Origin of the sequence: Streptomyces inhibens, from assembly GCF_022221585.1 — a bacterium.
Lineage (GTDB): Bacteria > Actinomycetota > Actinomycetes > Streptomycetales > Streptomycetaceae > Streptomyces > Streptomyces inhibens.
This window is the reverse complement of record NZ_CP084681.1, coordinates 1,875,021-1,895,403: the sequence shown is the minus strand read 5'-3', so window position 1 is coordinate 1,895,403 and position 20,383 is coordinate 1,875,021. Positions and strand designations below refer to the sequence as shown.

21 protein-coding genes are annotated in these 20,383 nt (G+C 70.9%); 8 read left to right on the top strand and 13 right to left on the bottom strand.

All coding sequences use genetic code 11. The annotated features are described in order from the left end of the window. Positions 1-6 precede the first annotated feature (6 nt). Both KI385_RS08845 and KI385_RS08840 read right to left on the bottom strand, forming a co-directional pair. On the bottom strand, positions 7-786 hold the full coding sequence (locus KI385_RS08845) for an SDR family NAD(P)-dependent oxidoreductase (protein ID WP_238571660.1): 780 nt from the start codon (positions 784-786) through the stop codon (positions 7-9). 63 nt (positions 787-849) lie between these two features. Next, a complete protein-coding gene (locus KI385_RS08840; RefSeq protein ID WP_238571659.1) occupies positions 850-2,889 on the bottom strand; it encodes an elongation factor G in 2,040 nt (679 codons plus the stop codon). 261 nt (positions 2,890-3,150) lie between these two features. On the opposite strand from KI385_RS08840, the gene KI385_RS08835 reads away from it, so the two are divergent. Further along, entirely contained in the window at positions 3,151-5,370 is a 2,220-nt protein-coding gene (locus KI385_RS08835; RefSeq protein ID WP_238571658.1) for an NADP-dependent isocitrate dehydrogenase, read from the top strand. A gap of 166 nt (positions 5,371-5,536) precedes the next feature. Then, entirely contained in the window at positions 5,537-5,935 is a 399-nt protein-coding gene (locus KI385_RS08830) for a VOC family protein (RefSeq protein WP_238571657.1), read from the top strand. A gap of 22 nt (positions 5,936-5,957) precedes the next feature. Here KI385_RS08830 and KI385_RS08825 read toward each other — a convergent pair whose 3' ends face one another. The 5 genes from KI385_RS08825 to KI385_RS08805 form a co-directional block, all read right to left on the bottom strand. After that, a complete protein-coding gene (locus KI385_RS08825) occupies positions 5,958-6,665 on the bottom strand; it encodes an HAD family hydrolase (protein ID WP_425356890.1) in 708 nt (235 codons plus the stop codon). Next, on the bottom strand, positions 6,653-7,393 hold the full coding sequence (locus KI385_RS08820) for a phosphatase PAP2 family protein (RefSeq protein ID WP_238571655.1): 741 nt from the start codon (positions 7,391-7,393) through the stop codon (positions 6,653-6,655). Before KI385_RS08820 ends, KI385_RS08825 begins: the two co-directional genes overlap by 13 nt. 45 nt (positions 7,394-7,438) lie before the next feature. Continuing rightward, complete coding sequence (locus KI385_RS08815; protein WP_238571654.1) at positions 7,439-8,374, bottom strand: M56 family metallopeptidase; 936 nt, start codon at positions 8,372-8,374, stop codon at positions 7,439-7,441. A 139-nt stretch (positions 8,375-8,513) separates the two neighbouring features. After that, on the bottom strand, positions 8,514-9,092 hold the full coding sequence (locus KI385_RS08810; RefSeq protein ID WP_238571653.1) for a DUF5134 domain-containing protein: 579 nt from the start codon (positions 9,090-9,092) through the stop codon (positions 8,514-8,516). Between the two features lie 140 nt (positions 9,093-9,232). Continuing rightward, positions 9,233-9,619, bottom strand: a complete 387-nt coding sequence (locus tag KI385_RS08805) for a VOC family protein (protein WP_238571652.1) — start codon at positions 9,617-9,619, stop codon at positions 9,233-9,235. Between the two features lie 141 nt (positions 9,620-9,760). Here KI385_RS08805 and KI385_RS08800 point away from each other — a divergent pair, with 141 nt between their 5' ends. Then, entirely contained in the window at positions 9,761-10,309 is a 549-nt protein-coding gene (locus KI385_RS08800; protein ID WP_238571651.1) for a GNAT family N-acetyltransferase, read from the top strand. On the opposite strand, the gene KI385_RS08795 is transcribed toward KI385_RS08800, so the two are convergent. The 4 genes from KI385_RS08795 to KI385_RS08780 all read right to left on the bottom strand — a co-directional run bounded on the left by KI385_RS08795 (position 10,287) and on the right by KI385_RS08780 (position 13,739). Next, positions 10,287-11,087, bottom strand: coding sequence for an amino acid ABC transporter ATP-binding protein (locus tag KI385_RS08795; protein WP_238571650.1), 801 nt, complete (start codon positions 11,085-11,087; stop codon positions 10,287-10,289). The genes KI385_RS08800 and KI385_RS08795 overlap by 23 nt on opposite strands. Further along, positions 11,084-11,989 carry an amino acid ABC transporter permease gene (locus KI385_RS08790; RefSeq protein ID WP_425356889.1) on the bottom strand — a complete coding sequence of 302 codons (906 nt, stop codon included), beginning with the start codon at positions 11,987-11,989 and terminating at the stop codon, positions 11,084-11,086. Before KI385_RS08790 ends, KI385_RS08795 begins: the two co-directional genes overlap by 4 nt. Beyond that, positions 11,986-12,867, bottom strand: a complete 882-nt coding sequence (locus tag KI385_RS08785; RefSeq protein WP_238571649.1) for an ABC transporter substrate-binding protein — start codon at positions 12,865-12,867, stop codon at positions 11,986-11,988. Before KI385_RS08785 ends, KI385_RS08790 begins: the two co-directional genes overlap by 4 nt. Positions 12,868-13,055: 188 nt before the next feature. Then, positions 13,056-13,739, bottom strand: a complete 684-nt coding sequence (locus tag KI385_RS08780) for a glycerophosphodiester phosphodiesterase (protein ID WP_238571648.1) — start codon at positions 13,737-13,739, stop codon at positions 13,056-13,058. Between the two features lie 573 nt (positions 13,740-14,312). On the opposite strand from KI385_RS08780, the gene KI385_RS08775 reads away from it, so the two are divergent. The 5 genes from KI385_RS08775 to KI385_RS08755 all read left to right on the top strand — a co-directional run bounded on the left by KI385_RS08775 (position 14,313) and on the right by KI385_RS08755 (position 19,016). Then, positions 14,313-15,710, top strand: coding sequence for a DUF6421 family protein (locus tag KI385_RS08775; protein WP_238571647.1), 1,398 nt, complete (start codon positions 14,313-14,315; stop codon positions 15,708-15,710). A gap of 23 nt (positions 15,711-15,733) precedes the next feature. Then, on the top strand, positions 15,734-16,531 hold the full coding sequence (locus KI385_RS08770; RefSeq protein WP_381403957.1) for an SDR family NAD(P)-dependent oxidoreductase: 798 nt from the start codon (positions 15,734-15,736) through the stop codon (positions 16,529-16,531). Further along, positions 16,528-17,598: a threonine aldolase family protein gene (locus tag KI385_RS08765; RefSeq protein ID WP_425329506.1), complete on the top strand. Its 1,071-nt coding sequence runs from the start codon at positions 16,528-16,530 to the stop codon at positions 17,596-17,598. Before KI385_RS08770 ends, KI385_RS08765 begins: the two co-directional genes overlap by 4 nt. 102 nt (positions 17,599-17,700) lie before the next feature. Then, positions 17,701-18,279: a transglutaminase-like domain-containing protein gene (locus KI385_RS08760; RefSeq protein ID WP_238571646.1), complete on the top strand. Its 579-nt coding sequence runs from the start codon at positions 17,701-17,703 to the stop codon at positions 18,277-18,279. 38 nt (positions 18,280-18,317) lie between these two features. Continuing rightward, positions 18,318-19,016 carry a B3/B4 domain-containing protein gene (locus KI385_RS08755; RefSeq protein WP_238577622.1) on the top strand — a complete coding sequence of 233 codons (699 nt, stop codon included), beginning with the start codon at positions 18,318-18,320 and terminating at the stop codon, positions 19,014-19,016. A gap of 60 nt (positions 19,017-19,076) precedes the next feature. On the opposite strand, the gene KI385_RS08750 is transcribed toward KI385_RS08755, so the two are convergent. Together KI385_RS08750 and KI385_RS08745 are read right to left on the bottom strand one after the other, a co-directional pair. After that, positions 19,077-19,793: a lysophospholipid acyltransferase family protein gene (locus KI385_RS08750; protein WP_238571645.1), complete on the bottom strand. Its 717-nt coding sequence runs from the start codon at positions 19,791-19,793 to the stop codon at positions 19,077-19,079. 170 nt (positions 19,794-19,963) lie between these two features. Continuing rightward, positions 19,964-20,380, bottom strand: coding sequence for a DUF4395 domain-containing protein (locus KI385_RS08745; protein ID WP_238571644.1), 417 nt, complete (start codon positions 20,378-20,380; stop codon positions 19,964-19,966). Between the last annotated feature and the right edge of the window lie 3 nt (positions 20,381-20,383).

Genomic DNA, 20,383 nt, shown 5'->3' with positions numbered 1-20,383 from the left:
GGCCGGTCACGTCACCGAGAACCCACCGTCCACGAACACCGTCTGCCCGGTCACATACGCCGCCCCCGGACCGGCCAGGAACACCGCCGCGCCCGCGAAGTCGTCCAGTTCGCCGTTGCGCCCGGCCATCGTGCGGCGCGCCATCGCCTCGGTGCGCCCGGCGTCGGCGAACACGGCCTCGTTCAGCGGGGTGCGCACGAAGCCGGGCGCGAGCGCATTGACGCTCACGCCGTGCCGCGACCAGGCCTCCGCCTGGGAACGGGCCAGCGCCGCCAGCCCCGCCTTGGACACCCCGTACGCACCGCTGTTGCCGAACGCCCGGACCGCCTGCTGCGAGGCGATATGGATGATCCGCCCCCAGCCGCGCTCCGCCATGCCGGGCCCGAAGCGCTGCCCGAGCAGAAACGGCGCCTCCAGGTTGACGGCCATCGTGCGGTCCCAGTCGGGCGTGGTCAGATCGCCCATCGGTGGACGGGGGTTGACCCCGGCGGCATTGACGAGGATGTCGGGCTCGCCGTGCCGCTGCACCATCTCCTCGGCCGCCTGGCCTACCGCTTCCCGGTCACCCAGATCGGCGGCGAGCCAGTCCGCCGTACAGCCCGCCGCACGCAGCTCCGCGGTGGCCGCCCGCAGCGGCTCCGCGCGCCGGGCCAGCAGCACCACCTCGGCCCCGGCGCGGCCCAGCGCCTCGGCGATGGCCCGGCCGATACCGGAACTGCCCCCGGTGACCAGCGCGGTGCGGCCGGCGAGGGAGAAGAGTGCGTCGAGATAGGCGCTTGTGGTCATGGCGTGCGATGCCTCCTGGGGTGCGGCCCGTACGGGATCGATGCCGGGCGTCCGTCGCGACGATCACGCATCATCCCGGCGCCCGGCAACCCGCCGCACGACCTGGAGCAGATACTCCTTGCGATGGAGCGGATCACGGTCCGTACGCGGCCGGGTCGGGATCGCGCCCCGGACCGGCTGATACCGGTCGAAGACACACTCCACCACGCCCTCGCCGCGGGTCAGTCCCGGCAGGCGCCGGCCCAGCTCGTGCACCCGGGCCGCCGGGATCTCCCCCTCCAGCAGGCAGGCCGTGCCCCGCATCTCCGGGGCGCGCACCACGGCGTGCAGCCGGGCCAGCACCGGCGACAGGGGCCCGAGCGTGTCCGCCGGAATCTCCAGCCGGAAGCGGTGCAGCGGCTCGTACACCTGCGTACCGGCCTGTCGCAGTGCGCTCATCAGCACCAGCGGCGTCAGATGGCGGAAGTCCCCGGACGTGCTCGACATGCTCTTGTCGAAGACGCCGTGGGCGTGGCTCTGCCGTGCCCAGTAGCCGGAGTGCGTCATGGTCACCGTGCAGTCCTCGACCTGCCACCCGTAAAGCCCCTGGCGCAGCGTCTGTTGCACGGTCTCCTCGACGGCCTTGATGAACGAGTACGGCATCGACCCGAGCTCGACCTCCAGCCGGAAGTCCGATCCGGCGCCGACCGGGGCCGGATCGACCCGGAGCCCGACGGTGGCGAGAAAGGGGTTGGGATCCTTGTCGATGATCTCGAACGCGGCGCCGGAGGAGAGGGGCTGCTCGACGCAGAGGGTCGTCGACTCACGGAAGACGACATCGACCCCGAATTCCTGCGCCAGGGTCGCCTGGATGACTTCCTTCTGGACCTCACCGTAGAGCGCTACGGAAATCTCCCCCCGGATCTCGTCCTGCCGCAGACCGATCAGCGGATCCTGCTCGGCGAGCCGGTTGAGCGCGAGGTGCAGCGCCCGTTTGTCGGCGGGGCGGGCGGGGGACACGACCGTTTCCAGCGTCGGGGGCGCGAAATGCCGCCGCGCGGGCGCCCGCTGCGTCTCCGGCACGGTTTCCGCCACGCCGACGGTGTCGCCGATCCTGATCTCGCCCAGGCCCAGGAGCTTTCCGATCTGCCCCGCGGTCACCGACGGGCGACGCGGCGCCGATCCCTGGTCGAAGACGCTGATCGCGGTGACCTTGCCCGCGTCGTGCCGCGCGGCGCCGGGCCGGCGGAACGGCAGCAGCTCCCGGGTCCGTACCGCTCCGGAGAACATCCGGACGTACGCGATCTTCTCCCCGGCCGGACCGCGCTCCACCTTGAAGACCGTGCCCGCGGCGGGACCCGCCACATCGCCCTCGGCGGCCGGCAGCAGCTCGGTGATACCGGCGCTCAGCGCCGCCAGGCCCGCGCCCGTGATCGCCGAGCCGAAGAACACCGGATGCACCAGCGCCCGCCCGGTCTGCGCCGCCAGCTCGCCGCGCAGCCGCCGGTAGGAGAGGGCCGGCGTGTCTTCGACGTACGCGGCCAGCAGCGCCTCGTCATGTTTGGCGAGCAGTTCGGCCAGCCGGTCGGTGAAGGCGGCGTCGGTTGCGCCGTACGGGGTGAAGCGCGGGCTGCGGGTGCCGAGGCCGCGGACCGCTCCCATGGCGACGGCCGCCGGGGTCAGCTTCTCGGCGATGCCGCGCAGGATCCGTTCGTCCTGCGCACCACGGCGATCGAGCTTGTTCACGAAGATCAGCGTGGGAATGCGCAGCCGTTGCAGCGTCCGCATCAGGACGCGGGTCTGTGCCTGTACGCCCTCCACGGCGGAGACGACGAGTACGGCGCCGTCGAGCACGTTCAGCACCCGCTCCACCTCGGCGATGAAATCCGGGTGGCCGGGCGTGTCGATCAGATTGACCGCGACACCACCGAGGGTGAACGACACCACGGCGGATTTGATCGTGATTCCGCGCTGCCGTTCCAGCGCCAGGGAATCGGTGCGGGTACTGCCGTCATCGACGCTGCCGATCTCATCGATGACACCGGCGGTGTGCAGCAGCCGCTCGGTCAGGCTCGTCTTACCGGCGTCCACATGCGCCAGAATTCCCAGGTTCAGCGTGTGCACGAAGCGTCATGTCCTTGTGATCGACGGAAATTCCCCTCTGGATGGACATGCACGCTTCCCGCATTTCGTCGCTCCTCGGTCGATCGGCAAGTGCCGGGAGTAGAGCAGAGCGCGCGCTCGGCGGGCAACCGGTTTTTCCCGGTCGGATCGGGTCGGAACGGGTTCTTCCGGTTTTGCCCGGGGCGGGCCCCTGTCGAACAGAGGTCGATCACGAGATATCTTGATGTCGAGCAATGTTGCAGACGTGGAGCGGAGCACCCGGTGACTGACTCGACCATCATCTACACCCACACTGACGAGGCCCCGGCCCTGGCGACGTATTCGTTCTTGCCTGTGGTCCAGGCATACGCGTCGACGGCCGGCGTCAGCGTGGAGACCCGTGACATCTCCCTGGCCGGGCGCATCATCGCGAGCTTCCCCGAGCGTCTCGAGGAGGGCCAGCGCATCGACGACGCCCTCGCCGAGCTCGGTGAGCTGGCCAAGACCCCCGAGGCCAACATCATCAAGCTGCCGAACATCTCGGCGTCGATCCCGCAGCTCAAGGCCGCGATCGCCGAGCTGCAGGAGCAGGGCTACGCGCTGCCGGACTACCCGGACGACCCGAAGACCGACGAGGAGCGCGACATCCGCGCCCGCTACGACAAGGTCAAGGGCAGCGCCGTCAACCCGGTGCTGCGCGAGGGCAACTCCGACCGCCGTGCCCCGGCGTCGGTGAAGAACTACGCCAAGGCGCACCCGCACCGCATGGGCGAGTGGGTGGCCGGCTCGAAGACCAACGTCGCGCACATGGACAACGACGACTTCCGCTCCACCGAGAAGTCCGCGGTCATCGGCCGGCCCGGCTCGCTGCGCATCGAGCTGTCCGGGGACGACGGCAGCACCACCGTGCTGCGCGAGTCGGTCCCCGTCCTCGAGGGCGAGGTCGTCGACGCGTCCGTCATGCGCGTGGCCGTGCTGCGTGAGTTCCTCACCGCGCAGGTCGCCCGCGCCAAGGCCGAGGGCGTGCTGTTCTCGGTGCACCTGAAGGCCACGATGATGAAGGTCTCCGACCCGATCATCTTCGGCCACGTGGTGCGGGCCTTCTTCCCGAAGACCTTCGCCGAGCACGGCGAGACCCTCGCCGCCGCCGGCCTGACCCCGAACGACGGTCTCGGCGGCATCCTCAAGGGCCTGGAGTCGCTGCCCGAGGGCGCGAAGATCAAGGCGTCCTTCGAGGCCGAGCTCGCCGAGGGCCCCGACCTGGCGATGGTCGACTCCGACCGCGGCATCACCAACCTGCACGTACCGAGCGATGTCATCGTCGACGCCTCCATGCCGGCCATGATCCGCACCTCCGGCCACATGTGGGGCCCCGACGGCCAGGAGCACGACACCCTCGCGGTGCTCCCCGACAGCAGCTACGCCGGCATCTACCAGGTCGTCCTCGACGACTGCCGCGCGCACGGCGCCTACGACCCCTCGACCATGGGCTCGGTGCCGAACGTCGGCCTGATGGCGCAGAAGGCCGAGGAGTACGGCAGCCACGACAAGACCTTCGAGATCCCCACCACGGGCACCGTGCGGGTCCTCGACGACAACGGCAACGTCGTGCTCGAGCAGGCCGTGGGCGCCGGCGACATCTTCCGGATGTGCCAGACCAAGGACCTGCCGATCCGCGACTGGGTCAAGCTCGCCGTCACCCGCGCCCGCGCGAGCGGCGACCCGGCGGTGTTCTGGCTCGACGAGGACCGCGCGCACGACGCGCAGCTGATCCAGAAGGTCAAGACGTACCTCGCCGAGCACGACACCGACGGCCTGCAGATCGAGATCATGGCCCCGGTCCACGCGATCAAGTTCTCCCTCGACCGCATCCGCCGCGGCGAGGACACGATCTCGGTCACCGGCAACGTGCTGCGCGACTACCTGACCGACCTGTTCCCGATCCTGGAGCTCGGCACCAGCGCCAAGATGCTCTCGGTCGTCCCGCTGATGAACGGCGGCGGCCTGTTCGAGACCGGCGCCGGCGGCTCCGCGCCCAAGCACGTCCAGCAGCTCGTCAAGGAGGACTACCTCCGCTGGGACAGCCTGGGCGAGTTCCTCGCGCTCGCGGTCAGCTTCGAGCACCTCGCCCAGACGACGGGCAACGCGCGCGCCCAGGTGCTCGCCGACACCCTCGACCGGGCGACCGGCGCCTTCCTCAACGAGAACAAGTCGCCCAGCCGCAAGCTGGGTGGCATCGACAACCGCGGCAGCCACTTCTACCTCGCGCTGTACTGGGCGCAGGAGCTGGCGAAGCAGACCGACGATGTCAAGCTCGCCGAGGCGTTCGCCCCGCTCGCCAAGGCGCTCTCCGAGCAGGAGCAGACCATCGTCGACGAGCTGATCGCGGTCCAGGGCTCGCCGGTCGACATCGGTGGCTACTACCAGCCCGACGCCGAGAAGGCCTCGGCCGTCATGCGTCCGTCGAAGACCTTCAACCAGGCCCTCGCGACCCTCGCCTGACGCGTCAGCGGCACTGACCCGTTCCGCCCCGGCCGGCACTTCGCCCGGCCGGGGCGGTTCCGTTTCCGCCGCCGGCCGGACTTCGCGACGCTTCGCGAGCGGGCGGCCGCCGTCGGGAGGTAGCGTCGGTCCGGCAGTGCACGTACGACATCTCACGGGGGTATCGATGGAACTCGCCCAGATCCGCCTGCTGGTCACCGACTTCCGCGGCTGTTACCGCTTCTACCAGGATGTCCTGGGGCTGAAGCCGCAGTTCGAGGCCGAGGACGGCCCGTATGCGAAGTTCAGCTGCGACGGCGGCTCCGCGGGTATCGCGTTGCAGGAGCGCGCACAGATGGGCCAGGTCCTCGGTGAGCTGTCGGCGGCGCCGGCCGGATACCGGTCCCTTGTCGTCCTGCGGGTCGACGACCTCGACAGTTACTGCGCGGAGATCACCGCGCGCGGCGCCGTCCTCGCCCACGGCCCGGCCCCGATGACGGACCGGATGAGGGTCGCCCACCTCAAGGACCCCGAAGGCAACCTCGTCGAGCTCCAGCAATGGCTGGCTCTGCGGGCGGCGGACTGACCCCGCCCCGGCGCCCGAACCCTCAGTCCACGAGGTCCAGCACCGGGCGCAGGCCGTCCGGGCGCCGGTCCACCGGCAGATGATCCACCGGCATGAAGGCACAGCCCAGCGCCGTGGCCCCGCCGTCCGCCGTGCGGTCGTCGCCCACCATCAGCACGGCGGACGGATCCAGCCCCAACTCCCGGCAGGCGACGGCGAAGAGCCGCGGGTCCGGCTTCTGGATGCCCTGCTCGTAGGACAGCACACAGCAGTCCACATAGCGGTCCAGGCCATGCGCCCGCAGCACCGGCCGCAGATCCCAGCCGATATTGCTCAGTACGCCGATCCGGGTGCCGCGCCGGTGGAGTTCCGCCAGCACGCCGGCGGCGTCCGGGTAGGGGTGCCAGGCGTCCGCCGTCATATGGCGGTCGTAGAGCGCGTCATACAACTCCGGCCGGGGGAGCGGGACTTGGCGGGCCAGGCCGGTGTACACCGCGCGGTGGTGGCGGGCGTCGCGGTCGCGGATCTCCCACAGGCCGGCCAGGTCGTCGGGGATCTCGACGGGCGAGGCGCCGCCGGGCAGCGCGCCGGCCCGTTCCAGCTCGGCCGCCCGGCGGGCGATCTCCGCCTCGTCCATGTCCGTGCCGGACGCGGTCAGGGCCGCGCGCAGCCAGGACTCGGCGGACTCGATCCGCAGCAGGGTCCCGGAGAAGTCGAAGAGCACACCCTTGATCGTGGTCATGGCGACCATCCTGTCCCGCGCGCGGCGCCGGGCCAATCCGTCCGCGGTACGCAGCCGTGGTACACCGCTGCCGCCCCGGCCACCAGGGCGCCGCCCAGCAGCCAGCCGCCGACGACGTCCGACGGCCAGTGCACGCCCAGGTACACCCGGGTGAAGCCGACGCCGACGGCCGAGACCACGACCACCGTTCGGGCCGTCCACCGCCACAACGGGCGCGCCCCGTGCAGCCGCAGCAGCCAGAGCACCAGGGCGCCCGCGACCACCACCGACATCGCGTGCCCCGAAGGGAACGCCGCGTAGTGCGCGGAGTCCACCGGATCCGGCCAGACGGGGCGCGCCCGGCCCACCACCGCCTTGAGCCCCTGTTGCAGTCCCGTACCGGCGAGCGCGGTGGCCGCCACCCAGACACCGAGCAGCCGCTCACCCCGCCGTACGAGCAGACCGACCGCCGCCGCGAGCGCCGCGCGCATCGTCCACGGATCCCACACCCGGTCGGTGAGCACCCGGTTGAGGCGGGTCCAGCCGGGCGCGGCGACCGCCGTACGGTGCAGCGCGCCGGTCACGGCCGTGTCCAGGGACAGCAACGGGCCCCAGCGCAGGACTACCAGGGCGAGCAGCAGGGTGAAGAGAGCGGCGAGGAGCAGCGCCCGGCGCGGCGCGGGGGGAGCGGGCGCTGAGGCGAAGGGGTCGTCGTCCACGGTGGACGTCCGGACGGTGGGGCGCGGCGTCGGCGGCATGGGGCGATCCTCGCCGATACCGGGCGTCTCGGGCGAGGCAGCGCCCTACGTCAGCGCGCTCAGCCCCGGAATGAACGTCACCAGCAGCGGCACCGCGGGCACCAGCGCCGCGCATGCCGTCATCCGCAGCCGGCGGCCCGGCGTGAAGCGTGGCGCGGGGGACAGCAGCCGGTCCACCCGCTGTGGCACCTGGGCGAGTTGGGCCGGGCAGGGGCCGAACACCCCGCGGTCCTCGTTGAGTTCGACCAGCGCCAGGGCGATGGTCAGCCGGCCGAAGCGGCGCGAGGCCACATCGTCGGCGGCGAGTTCGACCAGCCGGTGCACCTGGTCGCGGAACGCGGCGAACACCGGGATCTGCGGAAAGCCGACGGCCAGTGCCGAGGCGCAGTACAGCAGCAGATCGTGCCGGGCCCGCACATGGCCCTGCTCATGGGCGATCAGCGCATCGAGCTGACGGCCTTTCAGTCGTCGCAACGCCGAGGTGGTGATGACCAGTTGGGGTGAGGAGTGCTGCAGCCACCACGCCCCCGGGCGGTCGCCCTCCAGGACGACCAGCCGCTCCCCGAGGGGCTCCTCGCCGGGCAACAGCGGGGAGCGCAGCAGCAGATCGGCCCGGCGCTGCCGGCGGCGGGCCCGCGCCGCCCGTACCTCGCGGGTCAGTGTGACGGCCGTCCATGCGCCGCCGCCCGCCAGGAGGAGGGCCAGTACGCCGGCCCAAGGCCCGTATCCCTTGAGGGCGTACGCCTCGACGACCACCCGTGGGGCGAACCCGAACACCGGACTGCGGACGGCCTCCCAGGCCGCGGCCGCGCTGAGCGACATCGCGAGCACACAGCACAGCAGAACGCCGGCGACCAGGCACTGCCACACCCACAGGGCGAGCACCGGTTCACGGTCGGGCCAGTCGGAACGGGCCATCAGCCGCGGCGCCGTTGCCGCGGCCAGCACGCCGAGAATCATCAGCGCGAGGGGGACCATCATGGCGTCAGCCTATGAGCGGACCGCTACTCGTTGGTACGGCCGCGCGACGGAAGTGATGTACGCCACCCTGGTCCGAGGTGTGCATCGCGGACCCCTGTGCGAGTCGGCCCGCCGGCCGCCGCCAGGGCTTCCGCGCAGCTCACAGCGCCAGCAGCATCGCCAGCATGCCGATGCCCATCGTCACCCGGCAGGCCCGCAGCACCTCGGCCGGCCCGGCCCCCACCGCCGCCACCGGCCCGTCCGCCACCGGCCCTTCGGCCGTCGGGTCTGCCGCCGGCACCAGCCGGACCCCCGCCCCGATGACGTACACCGTGTAGTAGGCGAGCAACAGCCCCGTCAGCAACGGCACCCCGCCCGGCGCGGAGTGCGCCATCCGGCCCATCCGACCCATCTGACCCATGTGCTCCGCGGGCACCATCATCGCCACCGCCATGTACACCATGGCCCACGCGCCCACCGCGTGATGCAGATGCCGCCGCAGCAGCGCCCACAGGCCCGCCGCCCCGAAGGCCGTGGCGAACAGCCACGGTGACCACGCCGGCGGCGCCACGGCGGACGCCGGCAACGCCATCGCCGCCATCCCCAGCGCCATCAGCCCCTCACCGCGCGCCTCGACCCGCTGCGCGGCCGGACCGCTCCGCGCCCGCGCCAGGCAGTACGCGCCGGCCCCGGCGCACAACAGCACCAGCAGCCAGCCGACCCACAAAGATCCGTGCACGGAGCACCTCCCTCAGGGCCCGTCCTCGCACCCGTACGCATCGCGTGCAGGATTCCCGCCCGGCGCCCCGCACATGGGAGCGCACGGACGCAAAGGGGGGAGCGCGCAAGGGGCGCCGGCGTCACGGGGCGGGCGGCCGGTCAGGGCCGGTAGCGCAGCGGATGGTCCGCCGGTACCTCCGTCAGCACGAGGCGATGGCCGTCCGGGTCGGCGATCCACATCTCGATGAGACCCCACGGCTCCCGTACGGGCGGCCGCAGCACCGCCACCCCGCGCGCCACCAGCTCCTCGTGCGCCGCCGCCGCGTCCGCCACCTGGAGCCACAGTTGGAGGGTGTCCGTGGCCGGATCCGTGGCGCGGCCGGAGACCTCCAGGAAGCCGCCGCCGAGGAAGTACACCGTGCCGCGCTCGGGCCCGGTACCGAACTCCCGGTAGATCTCCAGCCCCAGCGCCTCGCCGTAGAACGCCCGTGACCGCTCGGGATCGGACGGCCGCAACAGCACCCTGCTGCTCAGTACGTGCACCATGGGTGGACCCTACGCCGCCGCCCCCGCGTGTCCGGGCCTTGGTCACCGCGCGGCCGTGACCAAAGTCCCTGACACGGCGCACATGCCTCTTGTTAGCCTCCTTTCAGCCATACGTCCGGCCCTGAGAGGACCCCGCGCACCATGCCCACCAGCGAGCTGACCTTCCGTACCGCCCTCGACGCCGATATCCCCGGGCTCGTCGAGCTCATCGAGTCGGCCTACCGCGGGGACGCGAGCCGGGGCGGCTGGACGACGGAGGCGGATCTGCTGGAGGGGCAGCGCACCGACCCGGAGGGCGTCGCCGCCGTGGTGGGCAACGAGACCGGCCGGCTGCTGGTCGCCGAGCGGGACGGCCGGCTGATCGCCTGCTGCCAGCTCGAACACCGCGGGGACCACGCGTACTTCGGGATGTTCGCGGTACGCCCGGAGCTCCAGGGCGGCGGCCTCGGCAAGGTGATCATCGCGGAGGCCGAGCGGATCGCCCGGGACACCTGGGGCTCGCGCGAGATGCAGATGACGGTCATCCGGCAGCGCGCGGAGCTGATCGCCTGGTACGAGCGCCGCGGCTACCGGCGCACCGGACAGCTCACCCCGTTCCCGTACGGCGATGAGCGGTTCGGCATCCCGCAGCGCGACGACCTGGAGTTCGAACTGCTGGTCAAGCCGCTTACAGCCGCCGCGCCTCGATGATCCGCTGAAGGAACCGCCGGGTGCGCTCGTGCTGCGGATCGCCGAAGACCCGCTCGGGAGTGCCGCGCTCCAGCACCACCCCGCCGTCCAGGAAACACACCTGGTCGGCGACCTCCCGCGCGAAGCCCATCTCATGGGTGGCGATGACCATGGTCATGCCCTCCTCCTTCAGATCGCGGACGACGCCGAGCACCTCGCCGACCAGCTCGGGGTCGAGCGCCGCGGTGACCTCGTCGAGCAGCAGCAGCCGGGGCCGTCCGGCCAGCGCCCGGACGATCGCGACGCGCTGCTGCTGACCGCCGCTGAGCCGGTCCGGGTACTCATCGGCCCGCCCGCCGAGCCCCAGCCGCTCCAGCAGCTCACGGGCCCGCGCCTCCGCCTCGGCGCGCGGCACCTTGTGCACCCGGCGCGGCGCCAGCGTGATGTTGTCCAGCACGGTCATGTGCGGGAAGAGGTTGTAGGCCTGGAAGACCACACCGATCCGGCGGCGCACCGCGTCCGCGTCGGCCCGCGGATCGGTGATCTCCGCACCGTCCAGGAAGATCGCCCCGTCGTCGATCTCCTCCAGCAGATTCGCGCAGCGCAGCAGCGTGGACTTGCCCGATCCCGAGGCGCCGATCAGCACGGTCACGGTGTGCGGCGGCACCTCCAGGTCCACATCCCGCAGGACCACCGTGCCGCGCCCGTACGTCTTGCGTACGGACTCCAGCCGCAGCACCGGGCCGCCGTCGGGCGCCGCCCCGGGGGCCGGCACCGGTGTGTTCTCGGTCGTGCTCATACGATGCCTCCCTGGGCGCGCCGGCGGTCCATCCGGGCCGTGACCCAGTCCGTGAAGCGCGTCATCGGGATCGTCAGCGCGACGAAGACGAGCCCGGCCACGACATAGGGTGTGAAGTTGAAGTCCTTGCCGGCGATGATCTGCGCCGCGTAGACCGCGTCCACCGCGCCCGCGATGGACACCAGACCGGTGTCCTTCTGCAGCGACACCAGATCGTTCAGCAGCGGCGGCACCACCCGCCGCACCGCCTGCGGCAGCACCACGAAGCGCAGCGCCTGTCCGCTGGAGAGCCCCAGCGACCGGGCCGCGGCCCGCTGCGAGGGGTGCACCGATTCGATGCCGGCCCGGAAGACCTCGGCCACGTACGCCGAGTACGTCAGCACCAGCGCGGAGCCGCCGAGCACCACCGGATCGGTGGTCACGCCCTGCAGCCGCAGCGCAGGGACGCCGAAGACCACCATCAGCAGACAGATGATCAGCGGCAGTCCGCGGAAGAAGTCGGTGTACGCGGTGGCCAGGGCGCGCAGCGGGAAGAACACCGGGCCGTGCAGCGTCCGGGCCACCGCCAGCAGCAGCCCGAGCACCAGCACCGCCGCCCCGCACACCACCAGCAGCTGCAGATTCAGCAGCAGCCCCTCCAGCACCTTCGGCAGCGCCTTGCGCGCGTACTCGGCGCTGAAGAAGGTCTCCTGGGTGCGCGGCCAGCCGGGGGAGCCGGTGATGACGAGGAAGAGGACGACGGCGGTGACGAGGGTGCTCAGCGCGGCGACGGCGGTGGCACGCCGGGCCCTGGCCCGCTTGAAGCGCTCCCGCTCGATCCGCCGCTGCGAGGGCACATAGACCTCGCCGGCCTGCTCCGGAATCTCGACCGTCTCCTTCAACAACCCTTTGCGGTACGTCACTTGAGCACCGGTGCGTCCACGGCGTCGGCCAGCCACTTCTTCTCCAGCGCGGCGAGCGTGCCGTCCTTGCGCAGCGCGTCCACCGCGGCCGTCACACACCCGGTGATCCGGCTCTCCTTGTCCAGGACGAGCCCGAACTGCTCCTTGGCGGTGCCGGTGAGGGCGAACTGGCCGACCACCTTGGCGTCCCGCACCTCCGCCGAGGTGATGTAGAAGGCCGTGGGCAGATCGGTGAGGATCGCGTCGACCTGGCCGTTCTTCAGCGCGGACTTGGCGAAGTCGTTCTTCTGGAAGGGAGCGACCGGCTGGGTCGGCCGGATGGTGTCGTTGGCGACGTCCAGGCTGGTGCTGCCGACCTGCGCGCCGAGCTTGACGTTCTTGAGGTCGGCGATGCTCTTGGCGTGCGCGGCCTTGGAGCCCTTGAGCGCGATGACCGCCTGCCGTACGTCGTAGTAGCCCGAGGAGAAGGCGACGGCCCGCTTGCGCGAGGCGCTGATGGAGATCTGGTTGATGTCGAAGTCGAACTTCTTCTCGCCGGGCGCGAAGGCGTTGTTGAACGGCACGGTCTGCCAGCGCACCGCGCCCTTGGCGTAGCCCAGTTGCTCGGCGACGGCGTAGGCGACCGCCGATTCGAAGCCCTTGCCGTTGGCCGGGTCGTCGTCGTGGAACCACGGTGCGTACGCGGGCTTGTCGGTGCCGACGGTGAGCTTGCCGTCCGCGACGGTGGCGAGTTTGCCGCGGTCACAGCTCTGCTTGCCCTGCCCGGCGGCCCGCGGGCCACCGGGGGACTCGTCCTGCGGGGCACAGCCGACGGCCGCGGTGAGCAGCACGACGGCGGCGCAAGCGGCAAGCTGAAGGGGGCGGTTGGCGAGGCGCATGGCGGGAGAGTGGCAGTGCACGAGGCCATCTGTCGAGATCACCGGGGAAAACGTCCGCATGCTGGAAGGACGTTGCGCGTCTGTGAACTGCGGATTTCCCCGTGCGCCGGGGCGGGACCGGCGGGACCCGGTACGTCCCGCCCCGTGATCCGGTACGCCCCGCCCGGCTCACGCCGTGCCGCGCACCCTCACGCGGTGAAGCGCACCGCCCGCCGGATCTCCGGCAGGTCGGTCACCACACCGTCCAGCCCGAGGCCGCGCGCGAGCCGCAGCTGGTCATGGGTGTTGACCGTCCAGGCGACGACCTTCAGATGCGCGGCGTGCGCGCGCTCGACGAGTTCGAGGGTGAGCCGGCGGATGTTCAGCGAGAGCATCGTCGCGCCGACGGCCTGTGCGCGGTCGACGACATCGGCGCCGTAGCGGCTGCCGACCAGCGCGGTGCGTACCCCGGGCAGCAGCGTCCGGATCGCGGCCAGCGCCTCGTCGTGGAAGGAGATCACATCGACCCGGCCGACCAGATCGCGCGCCCGCATCACCTCGGCCAGCGCCTGCGCGGCCGCCACATCCTTGATCTCGGCCTGCAGCGGCGCCTTGACCGCCTCCACGACCTCCTCGAAGACGGGGATCCGCTCGCCCTGCCCGGCGTCCAGTTCGCGCAGTTCGGCGAGGGTGCGCTCGGCGATCGGGCCGGCGCCGTCGGTGGTCCGGTCCACGTCCGCGTCGTGCATCACCACGAGCGCGCCGTCCTTGCTCAGATGCAGGTCCAGTTCGATGACATCGAGGCCCTCGTGTTCGGCGCGTACGAAGGAGCGCAGGGTGTTCTCCGGCTCCACGCCCATGATCCCGCGGTGTCCGATGGTGAGAAAGGACAAGGCTGCCTCGCTTCTGTCGGCTCGGTAGTGCTGTCGGCTCTCTGTCAGTGTCGACCGTCGACCGTCGGCAACGGTGGTACGAAATGGCGCACAGCCTAACGGCCCCGGGTGGCGTGAACGGGGTGCCGGACGGGACCGCGGTGTGTCCAGTACCGGTACCCGCCATATCCGGCTTCAGACCGCCTCACCCTTGCGTGGGCGAGTCCTCCGCGCGCTGACGCCCTCCCGCGCAAGCCGGTCCGGTCCGCCGGGGCACCATCCCCCAGTGGGGTGAATCGGCCATTCCGTATGTCTCCGCGGGCCGCTCCCGCACCGTGGACCGGGGCCGGGAGGGCGAATGTGACGAGCGCAACCGGCTCGTCCGGTGGCTTCCGTCGGCCGTGGCCGTCCCAGGAGAAAGCGCGGAAACCCTTGGCATTACTGGCAGGAAGTGGTGTCGAAGTAGCCCCACACAGGAAAAATGATCGTGATCGCGGGGTGTTAACAGAATAATTTTCGGCTACCCCACTTGAGTGGACGATCCCTGGCTGGTTACGGTGTGCTGACAACACGATCTACCGCCGGAGGGCAGTCATGACGGAAATTCTTTCGCCTGTGGGTGTCCAGGGGGGCACTCTGACCGCAGAGCGTGTGGTCGAGCATCCGGCATGGCCCGTGCTCAAGGACGCGGTCGAGACCATCCGCCCCTGGCAGTCCAAGGACGGCTCCATCGACCTGGAGGCGGAGGGCGCGCCGTCCGCCGACGCCGTCCGCGGTGAGGTCGACCGCGTGATAGCGGCCGTCGCCGAGCTCGCCCCGCTGCTGCCGCACAACGCCGCCTACCACCAGGCGCTCGCCACCGACCTGCGCCGCTGGGTCGACGGCGGCTTCGGTGTGCCGGACTTCCTCGACTCGCTGCTCGCCTTCCAGCCCGCCCAGCAGCGCGCCGACAGCCTCCAGCACCTCGTGCTGTTCCCGATGTACACCCAGAACGGCAACCCGAACCGCAACCTCGAGGCCGTCGTCCTGCGCATGGTCTGGCCGGACTGGCTCGCCGAGCTGGAGCGCACCCGCTACGACAACCCCCTCTTCTGCGGCATCACCTTCGAGGACTTCACGGCCGGCTACGACACCCACTCCGCCGTGCTCTTCCCGGAGACCATCGCCGTCCGCGAGGCCCCCGAGCGCTTCAGCTGGGGCGGCATCTTCTGCGACCGCGAGGCCGCCCGCTTCCGTCGGGTCAGCGAGGCCGTCGTCGAGACGCTCGGCGTCGAACTTCCCGCGGACCTCGGCAAGATGCTCGGCGACCAGGAGCGCTGCCAGGAGGCGTTCGTCCTGTGGGACATGGTTCACGACCGCACCCACAGCCACGGTGACCTGCCGTTCGACCCGTTCATGATCAAGCAGCGCCAGCCGTTCTGGATGTACGGCCTGGAGGAGCTGCGCTGCGACCTCACCGCCTTCAAGGAGGCCGTGAAGCTGGAGGCCGAGGGGTACACCCAGGCGCGCGATGTGCAGTTCGCGGTGATCTTCGACCGGATGTTCCGGTTCCCCGTCAGCGGTGACCGGGTCCGTAACTACGACGGCCTGGGTGGACAGCTGCTCTTCGCGTACCTCCACAAGCACGACGTCGTACGCTGGACGGACAACACACTGCACATCGACTGGGAGCGGGTGCCCAAGGTCACCAACCAGCTGTGCGGCGAGATCGAAAAGCTCTACCGCGACGGCATCGACCGGCCCAAGCTGGTCCACTGGTTCGCCGCGTACGACCTCGTCTCGACCTATCTCGCCCCGCACCCGGGCTCGGTCTGGGCCAAGGGGCCGGACGCCCTCGACCTGGACCAGCCGCCGCGCAAACTCGTGGACGACGTGCTCCCCGACGAGTTCCCGCTGAGCATGTTCTACGAGGCGCTCGCCAAGAAGCTGCGCGCTGTGATCGCATCCACCAAGGGCATCACGGCCCACAGCGACGCTTTGGCGGCGGCGTGAGGACCGGCCGGAGCATCCGGCGGATGGCCGTCGAGGGACAGGACGAGGAGGCGACGGAGATGGTTACTTCGACGGGCGGCCAGGGGCCGCTGGAGGGTGCGGTCATCGCCGTGGCGGGGGCGGCCGGACCGGCCGGCCGCGCCACCCTGCTGCGACTGGCCGAAGCCGGTGCGGTGGTGGTCGGCTCGGACGCCAACCCCGAGCGGCTGGCGGAGGCCGTGGACGCGGCCCGCTACGCCCACGGCGGTGCCACGGTGATAGGGGACACCGTCGACCTGCTCGACCTGGACCAGGCCCGCGAATGGGCGGCCCGTACGGAGAAGGAGTTCGGCCGGATCGACGGCCTGGTCCATCTGGTCGGCGGCTGGCGCGGTTCGTCGACCTTCGCGGAGACCGACATCGCGGACTGGGACGTGCTGCACAAGCTGCTGATCCGCACCGTTCAGCACACCTCCCTCGCCTTTCACGAAGCCCTCGAACGCAGCGGCAACGGCCGCTTTCTGCTGATCAGCGCGGCCGGCGCCAGCAAGCCCACCGGTGGCAACGCCGCCTATGCCGCTTCCAAGGCGGCTGCCGAGGCCTGGACGCTCGCCATGGCGGACGGCTTCCGCAAGTCGGGGGGTGAGCAGGGACCGCGCGCCGCGGCTGCCATCCTGGTCGTGAAGGCGCTCGTCAACGATCAGATGCGCGCCGAGCGACCGAACGCCAAGTTCGCGGGCTTCACGGACGTCACGGAGCTGGCCGAGGCCATCGCCGGGGTCTGGAGCCGGCCCGCCCAGGAAGTGAATGGACAGCGTCTGTGGCTGACCCCCGAGCCGTGACCGGAGCGAAGACCGACGCCCGGCAGCACCACGATCCTCAGATACGCGGCTTCGCCAGCGACAACTACGCGGGCGCCCACCCGGAGGTCCTCGCCGCGATCGCCCTCGCCAACGGCGGCCACCAGGTCGCCTACGGCGAGGACGACTACACCGAACACCTCCAGCGCGTCTTCCGCAGCCACTTCGGTCAGCGCGCCGAGGCGTTTCCGGTGTTCAACGGGACCGGTGCCAATGTCGTCGCGCTCCAGGCCGTCACCGACCGCTGGGGCGCGGTGATCGCCGCCACCTCCGCACACATCCACGTCGACGAGTGCGGCGCGCCGGAGCGGGTCGGCGGACTCAAGCTGCTGACCGTACCGACCGAGGACGGCAAGCTCACCCCTGAGCTGATCGACCGCGAGGCGTACGGCTGGGACGACGAGCACCGCGCCATGCCGCAGGTCGTCTCGATCACCCAGAGCACCGAGCTCGGCACGCTCTACACCCCCGACGAGATCCGGGCGATCTGTGAACACGCCCATGAGCGCGGCATGGTGGTGCATCTCGACGGCTCACGGATAGCCAACGCCGCGGCGTCGCTCGATGTCCCGATGCGGGCCTTCACCAACGCCGTGGGCGTCGACATCCTCTCCTACGGCGGCACGAAGAACGGTGCGGTCTTCGGCGAGGCCGTGGTCGTGCTCAATCCCGACCGGGTGCGCGCGATGAAGCATCTGCGCAAGCTGTCGATGCAGCTGGCCTCCAAGATGCGCTTTGTCTCCGTCCAGTTGGAGGCGCTGCTCGCCAAGGACCTGTGGCTGCGCAACGCCCGGCACGCCAACATGATGGCGCAGCGGCTGGCGGCCGGGGTGCGGGAGATCGACGGGGTGCAGATCCTCTACCCCGTGCAGGCCAACGCCGTGTTCGCGCGGCTGCCGCACGATGTCAGCGAGCGGCTGCAGAAGCGCTACCGCTTCTACTTCTGGAACGAGCAGGCCGGCGACGTGCGCTGGATGTGCGCGTTCGACACCACCGAGGAAGACGTCGACGGCTTCCTCGCCGCGCTCCGCGAGGAGATCGCCCGCTAGTCCTGAAGCGTGAGATCTGATCCACCTCTTCATCTGCATAGTTATGCGCCCGACCGAAAAGTCATTGACCTTCGGTCGGGCGCATCGCTACGCTCCCCGGGTATGGAGCTGATCCAGAACACCCCGGATATCTCCGCCTACTTGGCGGCCAGTGACGTCATCGACCACGAGCACCCGCTCGTCCGGGCCACCGCGGCCACTCTGTCTGCCGACGCCCCCGATGCATATGCATACGCCAAGGCCGCCTTCACATTCGTCCGCGACACCATCCCGCACAGCTACGACACCGGCGATCTGCGGGTCACCTGGCGCGCCTCGGACGTCCTCGGGCAAGGCACCGGCATCTGCTACGCCAAGTCGCATGCGCTCGCCGCCCTGCTGCGGGCGCGCGGCATCCCCGCCGCGCTCTGCTACCAGAAGCTCGGATTCGTCCACGGTCTGGTCGCCGTCAAGCTGCCCGGCGAGGAGCGCTGGGCGCGGCAGGATCCGCGGGGCAACATCCCCGGCATCGATGCGCAGTTCCGCCTCGATCGCGAACAGCTCGCCTACACCGCCCGCCCGGAGTGCAACGAACTGGACCATCCGGTGCTGTTTGCTGAACCGCATGCTGCCGTGCTCCAATGCCTCCGGGAGGCCGTCGACCGGCCTCACCTCTGGCAGCTACTCCCCACCGATCTCTGAGGAACGGCTCGATGTCCAGCCCCCTGCACATCTCCGACATGCGGTGCCCCCTGCACGTGTCCGACGAGGTACGCGCCCTGGCGCCCGGCTTCGGTTACCTCGCCGTCGAAGCGCACGGCCTGACCAACGGGCCCAGCGACGAGGCCGGCTCGGCGCTCCTGGACGAGGCCACCCGCCGCCTGGCCGAGCGCCTCGACGGGCGCGCCCCGCAGGACGACCCGCACATCGCCGCCTGGCGCGCCGCGTACACCGCCTTCGGCAGCAAGCCCTCGCGCACCCGCAACTCCGCCGAGGCGCTGGCCAAGCGTGCCCTCGCGGACGGCGGTCTGCCGCGCATCAACCGCCTCGTCGACCTCTACAACGCCATCAGCGTCGCCCACCTCATCCCGGTGGGCGGCGAGGACCTGGACCGTATCCAGGGCCGGATGCGGCTCGTACGGGCCACCGGCGACGAGCCGTTCGCGACCGCGGCCGGCGGCGCCGAGGTCATCGAGCACCCGGATGCGGGCGAGGTGGTGTGGTGTGACGACGAGGGCGTCACCTGCCGCCGCTGGAACTGGCGCCAGGGCGTGCGCACCCGCCTCACCGAGGACTCCGTCAGCGCCCTGTTCCTGCTGGAGCGGATGGCCCCGATGCCCCTCGACGAGCTCGCGACCGCGGGCGCCGAGCTCGCCGAGGCGCTGCACAAGGCCTGCCCGGACGCCCGTATCGAGATCGGCGACATCTGGTCGCAGTGATCGATCCGCCCCGGCCGGGCCCGGCTCCCGCCGCGGCCTTGCCGCGGCCTTGCCGCGGGGTTACGCGATGGACCCGGGTGCCGCGGGCGCGGTGCCGCCGAGGTGGGCCGGGATCCACCAGGTGTCCTCGGGGCCCTTGGGGCGTACGGGGTAGGCGCGCTGAGCCGCTTCCAGCAGCTCCTGGACCCGGGACCGCAGTCGGTCGGTGACCTTCTCGGCCTGCTCGGCCGGGTCGGCCTCCATCGGCTCGCCCACCCGGATCGTTATCGGGAAGTGGTTACGGCCCAGATCGCGCTTGTGGCCCTTGGTCCACAGCCGCTGGGTGCCCCACAGGGCCACCGGCAGCAGCGGCACCCCGGCCTCCTGGGCCAGCCGCGCCGCACCCGACTTGAAGTTCTTCAGGGTGAAGGACTCGGAGATCGTCGCCTCGGGGAAGACTCCGATGATTTCACCCGAACGCAGCGCGGACAGCGCGTGCTTGTAGGCATGCATCCCCTGGCCGCGGTCCACGGGGATGTGCTTCATCGCGCGCATCAGCGGCCCCGACACCTTGTGCCGGAAGACCGATTCCTTCGCCATGAAGCGCACCAGCCGCTTGGCCGGCCGCGCCGTCAGCCCGGCGAAGACGAAGTCCAGATACCCGATGTGATTGCTCACCAGAACCGCCCCGCCACGACGCGGAATGTTGTCCGTCCCGGCGATGTCGAATTTCAGATCGAGCGCCTTGAAGAGGGTGCGGGCGGCGCCGATCACCGGCGGGTAGACGAGCTCTGCCATTGTCCGGAGGACCCCTTTTCCGTGCCTGGGGAGGGTTCTCCCGGCGGATACCTACGCAGCCGTAACTGCGGCTTTCGGGAGATCGTGCCCGATGACGGCCGTGGCGGCCAGCGCGTCGGACGCCAGGGCCGGGAGATTCTTGTCACGTGCGGCGCACGGACCGACACGGTTCAGCCGGCCGTTCTCCGGAACAGAAGGTACATCTCGCACCCCAGGCAGTACCCGAACGCGGCATTGAGGAACGCCGCCGCGAGCGCGCAGCCGGTGGCCGCGAGCCCCAGCCACTGCGGCCCCGCGAAGTAACCGGCCAGCCCCACCACCGCGAAGAACAGCCCGACGCTCTGCGCGAAGCGCGGCGGCGCGGCGGCCTCGAACGCGGTCGGCGCCGACAGTCGCGGGCGCACCGCCACCTTGAACAGCCATGCGTAGGGGGACCGCTGGACACCCGCCACCGCCCCGACGGCGAACACCAGCGCCTGGAAGGCCAGCAGCCGGCCGCTCCCGCTGATCAGCACGGCCGCCAGTACGACAGCCGTCAGCGTCGCCCCGAACCTCGGACCCCGTACGTCGATACTGTCGATGGGCATGCC

Excerpts from the sequence above, each read along its gene's own strand:
- KI385_RS08820 (WP_238571655.1), bottom strand. The coding sequence starts at position 7,393 with ATGCCGCCGACGCCGCGCCCCACCGTCCGGACGTCCACCGTGGACGAC.
- KI385_RS08770 (WP_381403957.1), top strand. The coding sequence starts at position 15,734 with ATGGCCGTCGAGGGACAGGACGAGGAGGCGACGGAGATGGTTACTTCG.
- KI385_RS08815 (WP_238571654.1), bottom strand. The coding sequence starts at position 8,374 with ATGATGGTCCCCCTCGCGCTGATGATTCTCGGCGTGCTGGCCGCGGCA.
- KI385_RS08775 (WP_238571647.1), top strand. The coding sequence starts at position 14,313 with ATGACGGAAATTCTTTCGCCTGTGGGTGTCCAGGGGGGCACTCTGACC.
- KI385_RS08745 (WP_238571644.1), bottom strand. The coding sequence starts at position 20,380 with ATGCCCATCGACAGTATCGACGTACGGGGTCCGAGGTTCGGGGCGACG.
- KI385_RS08750 (WP_238571645.1), bottom strand. The coding sequence starts at position 19,793 with ATGGCAGAGCTCGTCTACCCGCCGGTGATCGGCGCCGCCCGCACCCTC.
- KI385_RS08760 (WP_238571646.1), top strand. The coding sequence starts at position 17,701 with ATGGAGCTGATCCAGAACACCCCGGATATCTCCGCCTACTTGGCGGCC.
- KI385_RS08795 (WP_238571650.1), bottom strand. The coding sequence starts at position 11,087 with ATGAGCACGACCGAGAACACACCGGTGCCGGCCCCCGGGGCGGCGCCC.
- KI385_RS08785 (WP_238571649.1), bottom strand. The coding sequence starts at position 12,867 with ATGCGCCTCGCCAACCGCCCCCTTCAGCTTGCCGCTTGCGCCGCCGTC.
- KI385_RS08830 (WP_238571657.1), top strand. The coding sequence starts at position 5,537 with ATGGAACTCGCCCAGATCCGCCTGCTGGTCACCGACTTCCGCGGCTGT.
- KI385_RS08755 (WP_238577622.1), top strand. The coding sequence starts at position 18,318 with ATGCGGTGCCCCCTGCACGTGTCCGACGAGGTACGCGCCCTGGCGCCC.
- KI385_RS08805 (WP_238571652.1), bottom strand. The coding sequence starts at position 9,619 with ATGGTGCACGTACTGAGCAGCAGGGTGCTGTTGCGGCCGTCCGATCCC.
- KI385_RS08800 (WP_238571651.1), top strand. The coding sequence starts at position 9,761 with ATGCCCACCAGCGAGCTGACCTTCCGTACCGCCCTCGACGCCGATATC.
- KI385_RS08845 (WP_238571660.1), bottom strand. The coding sequence starts at position 786 with ATGACCACAAGCGCCTATCTCGACGCACTCTTCTCCCTCGCCGGCCGC.
- KI385_RS08825 (WP_425356890.1), bottom strand. The coding sequence starts at position 6,665 with ATGGTCGCCATGACCACGATCAAGGGTGTGCTCTTCGACTTCTCCGGG.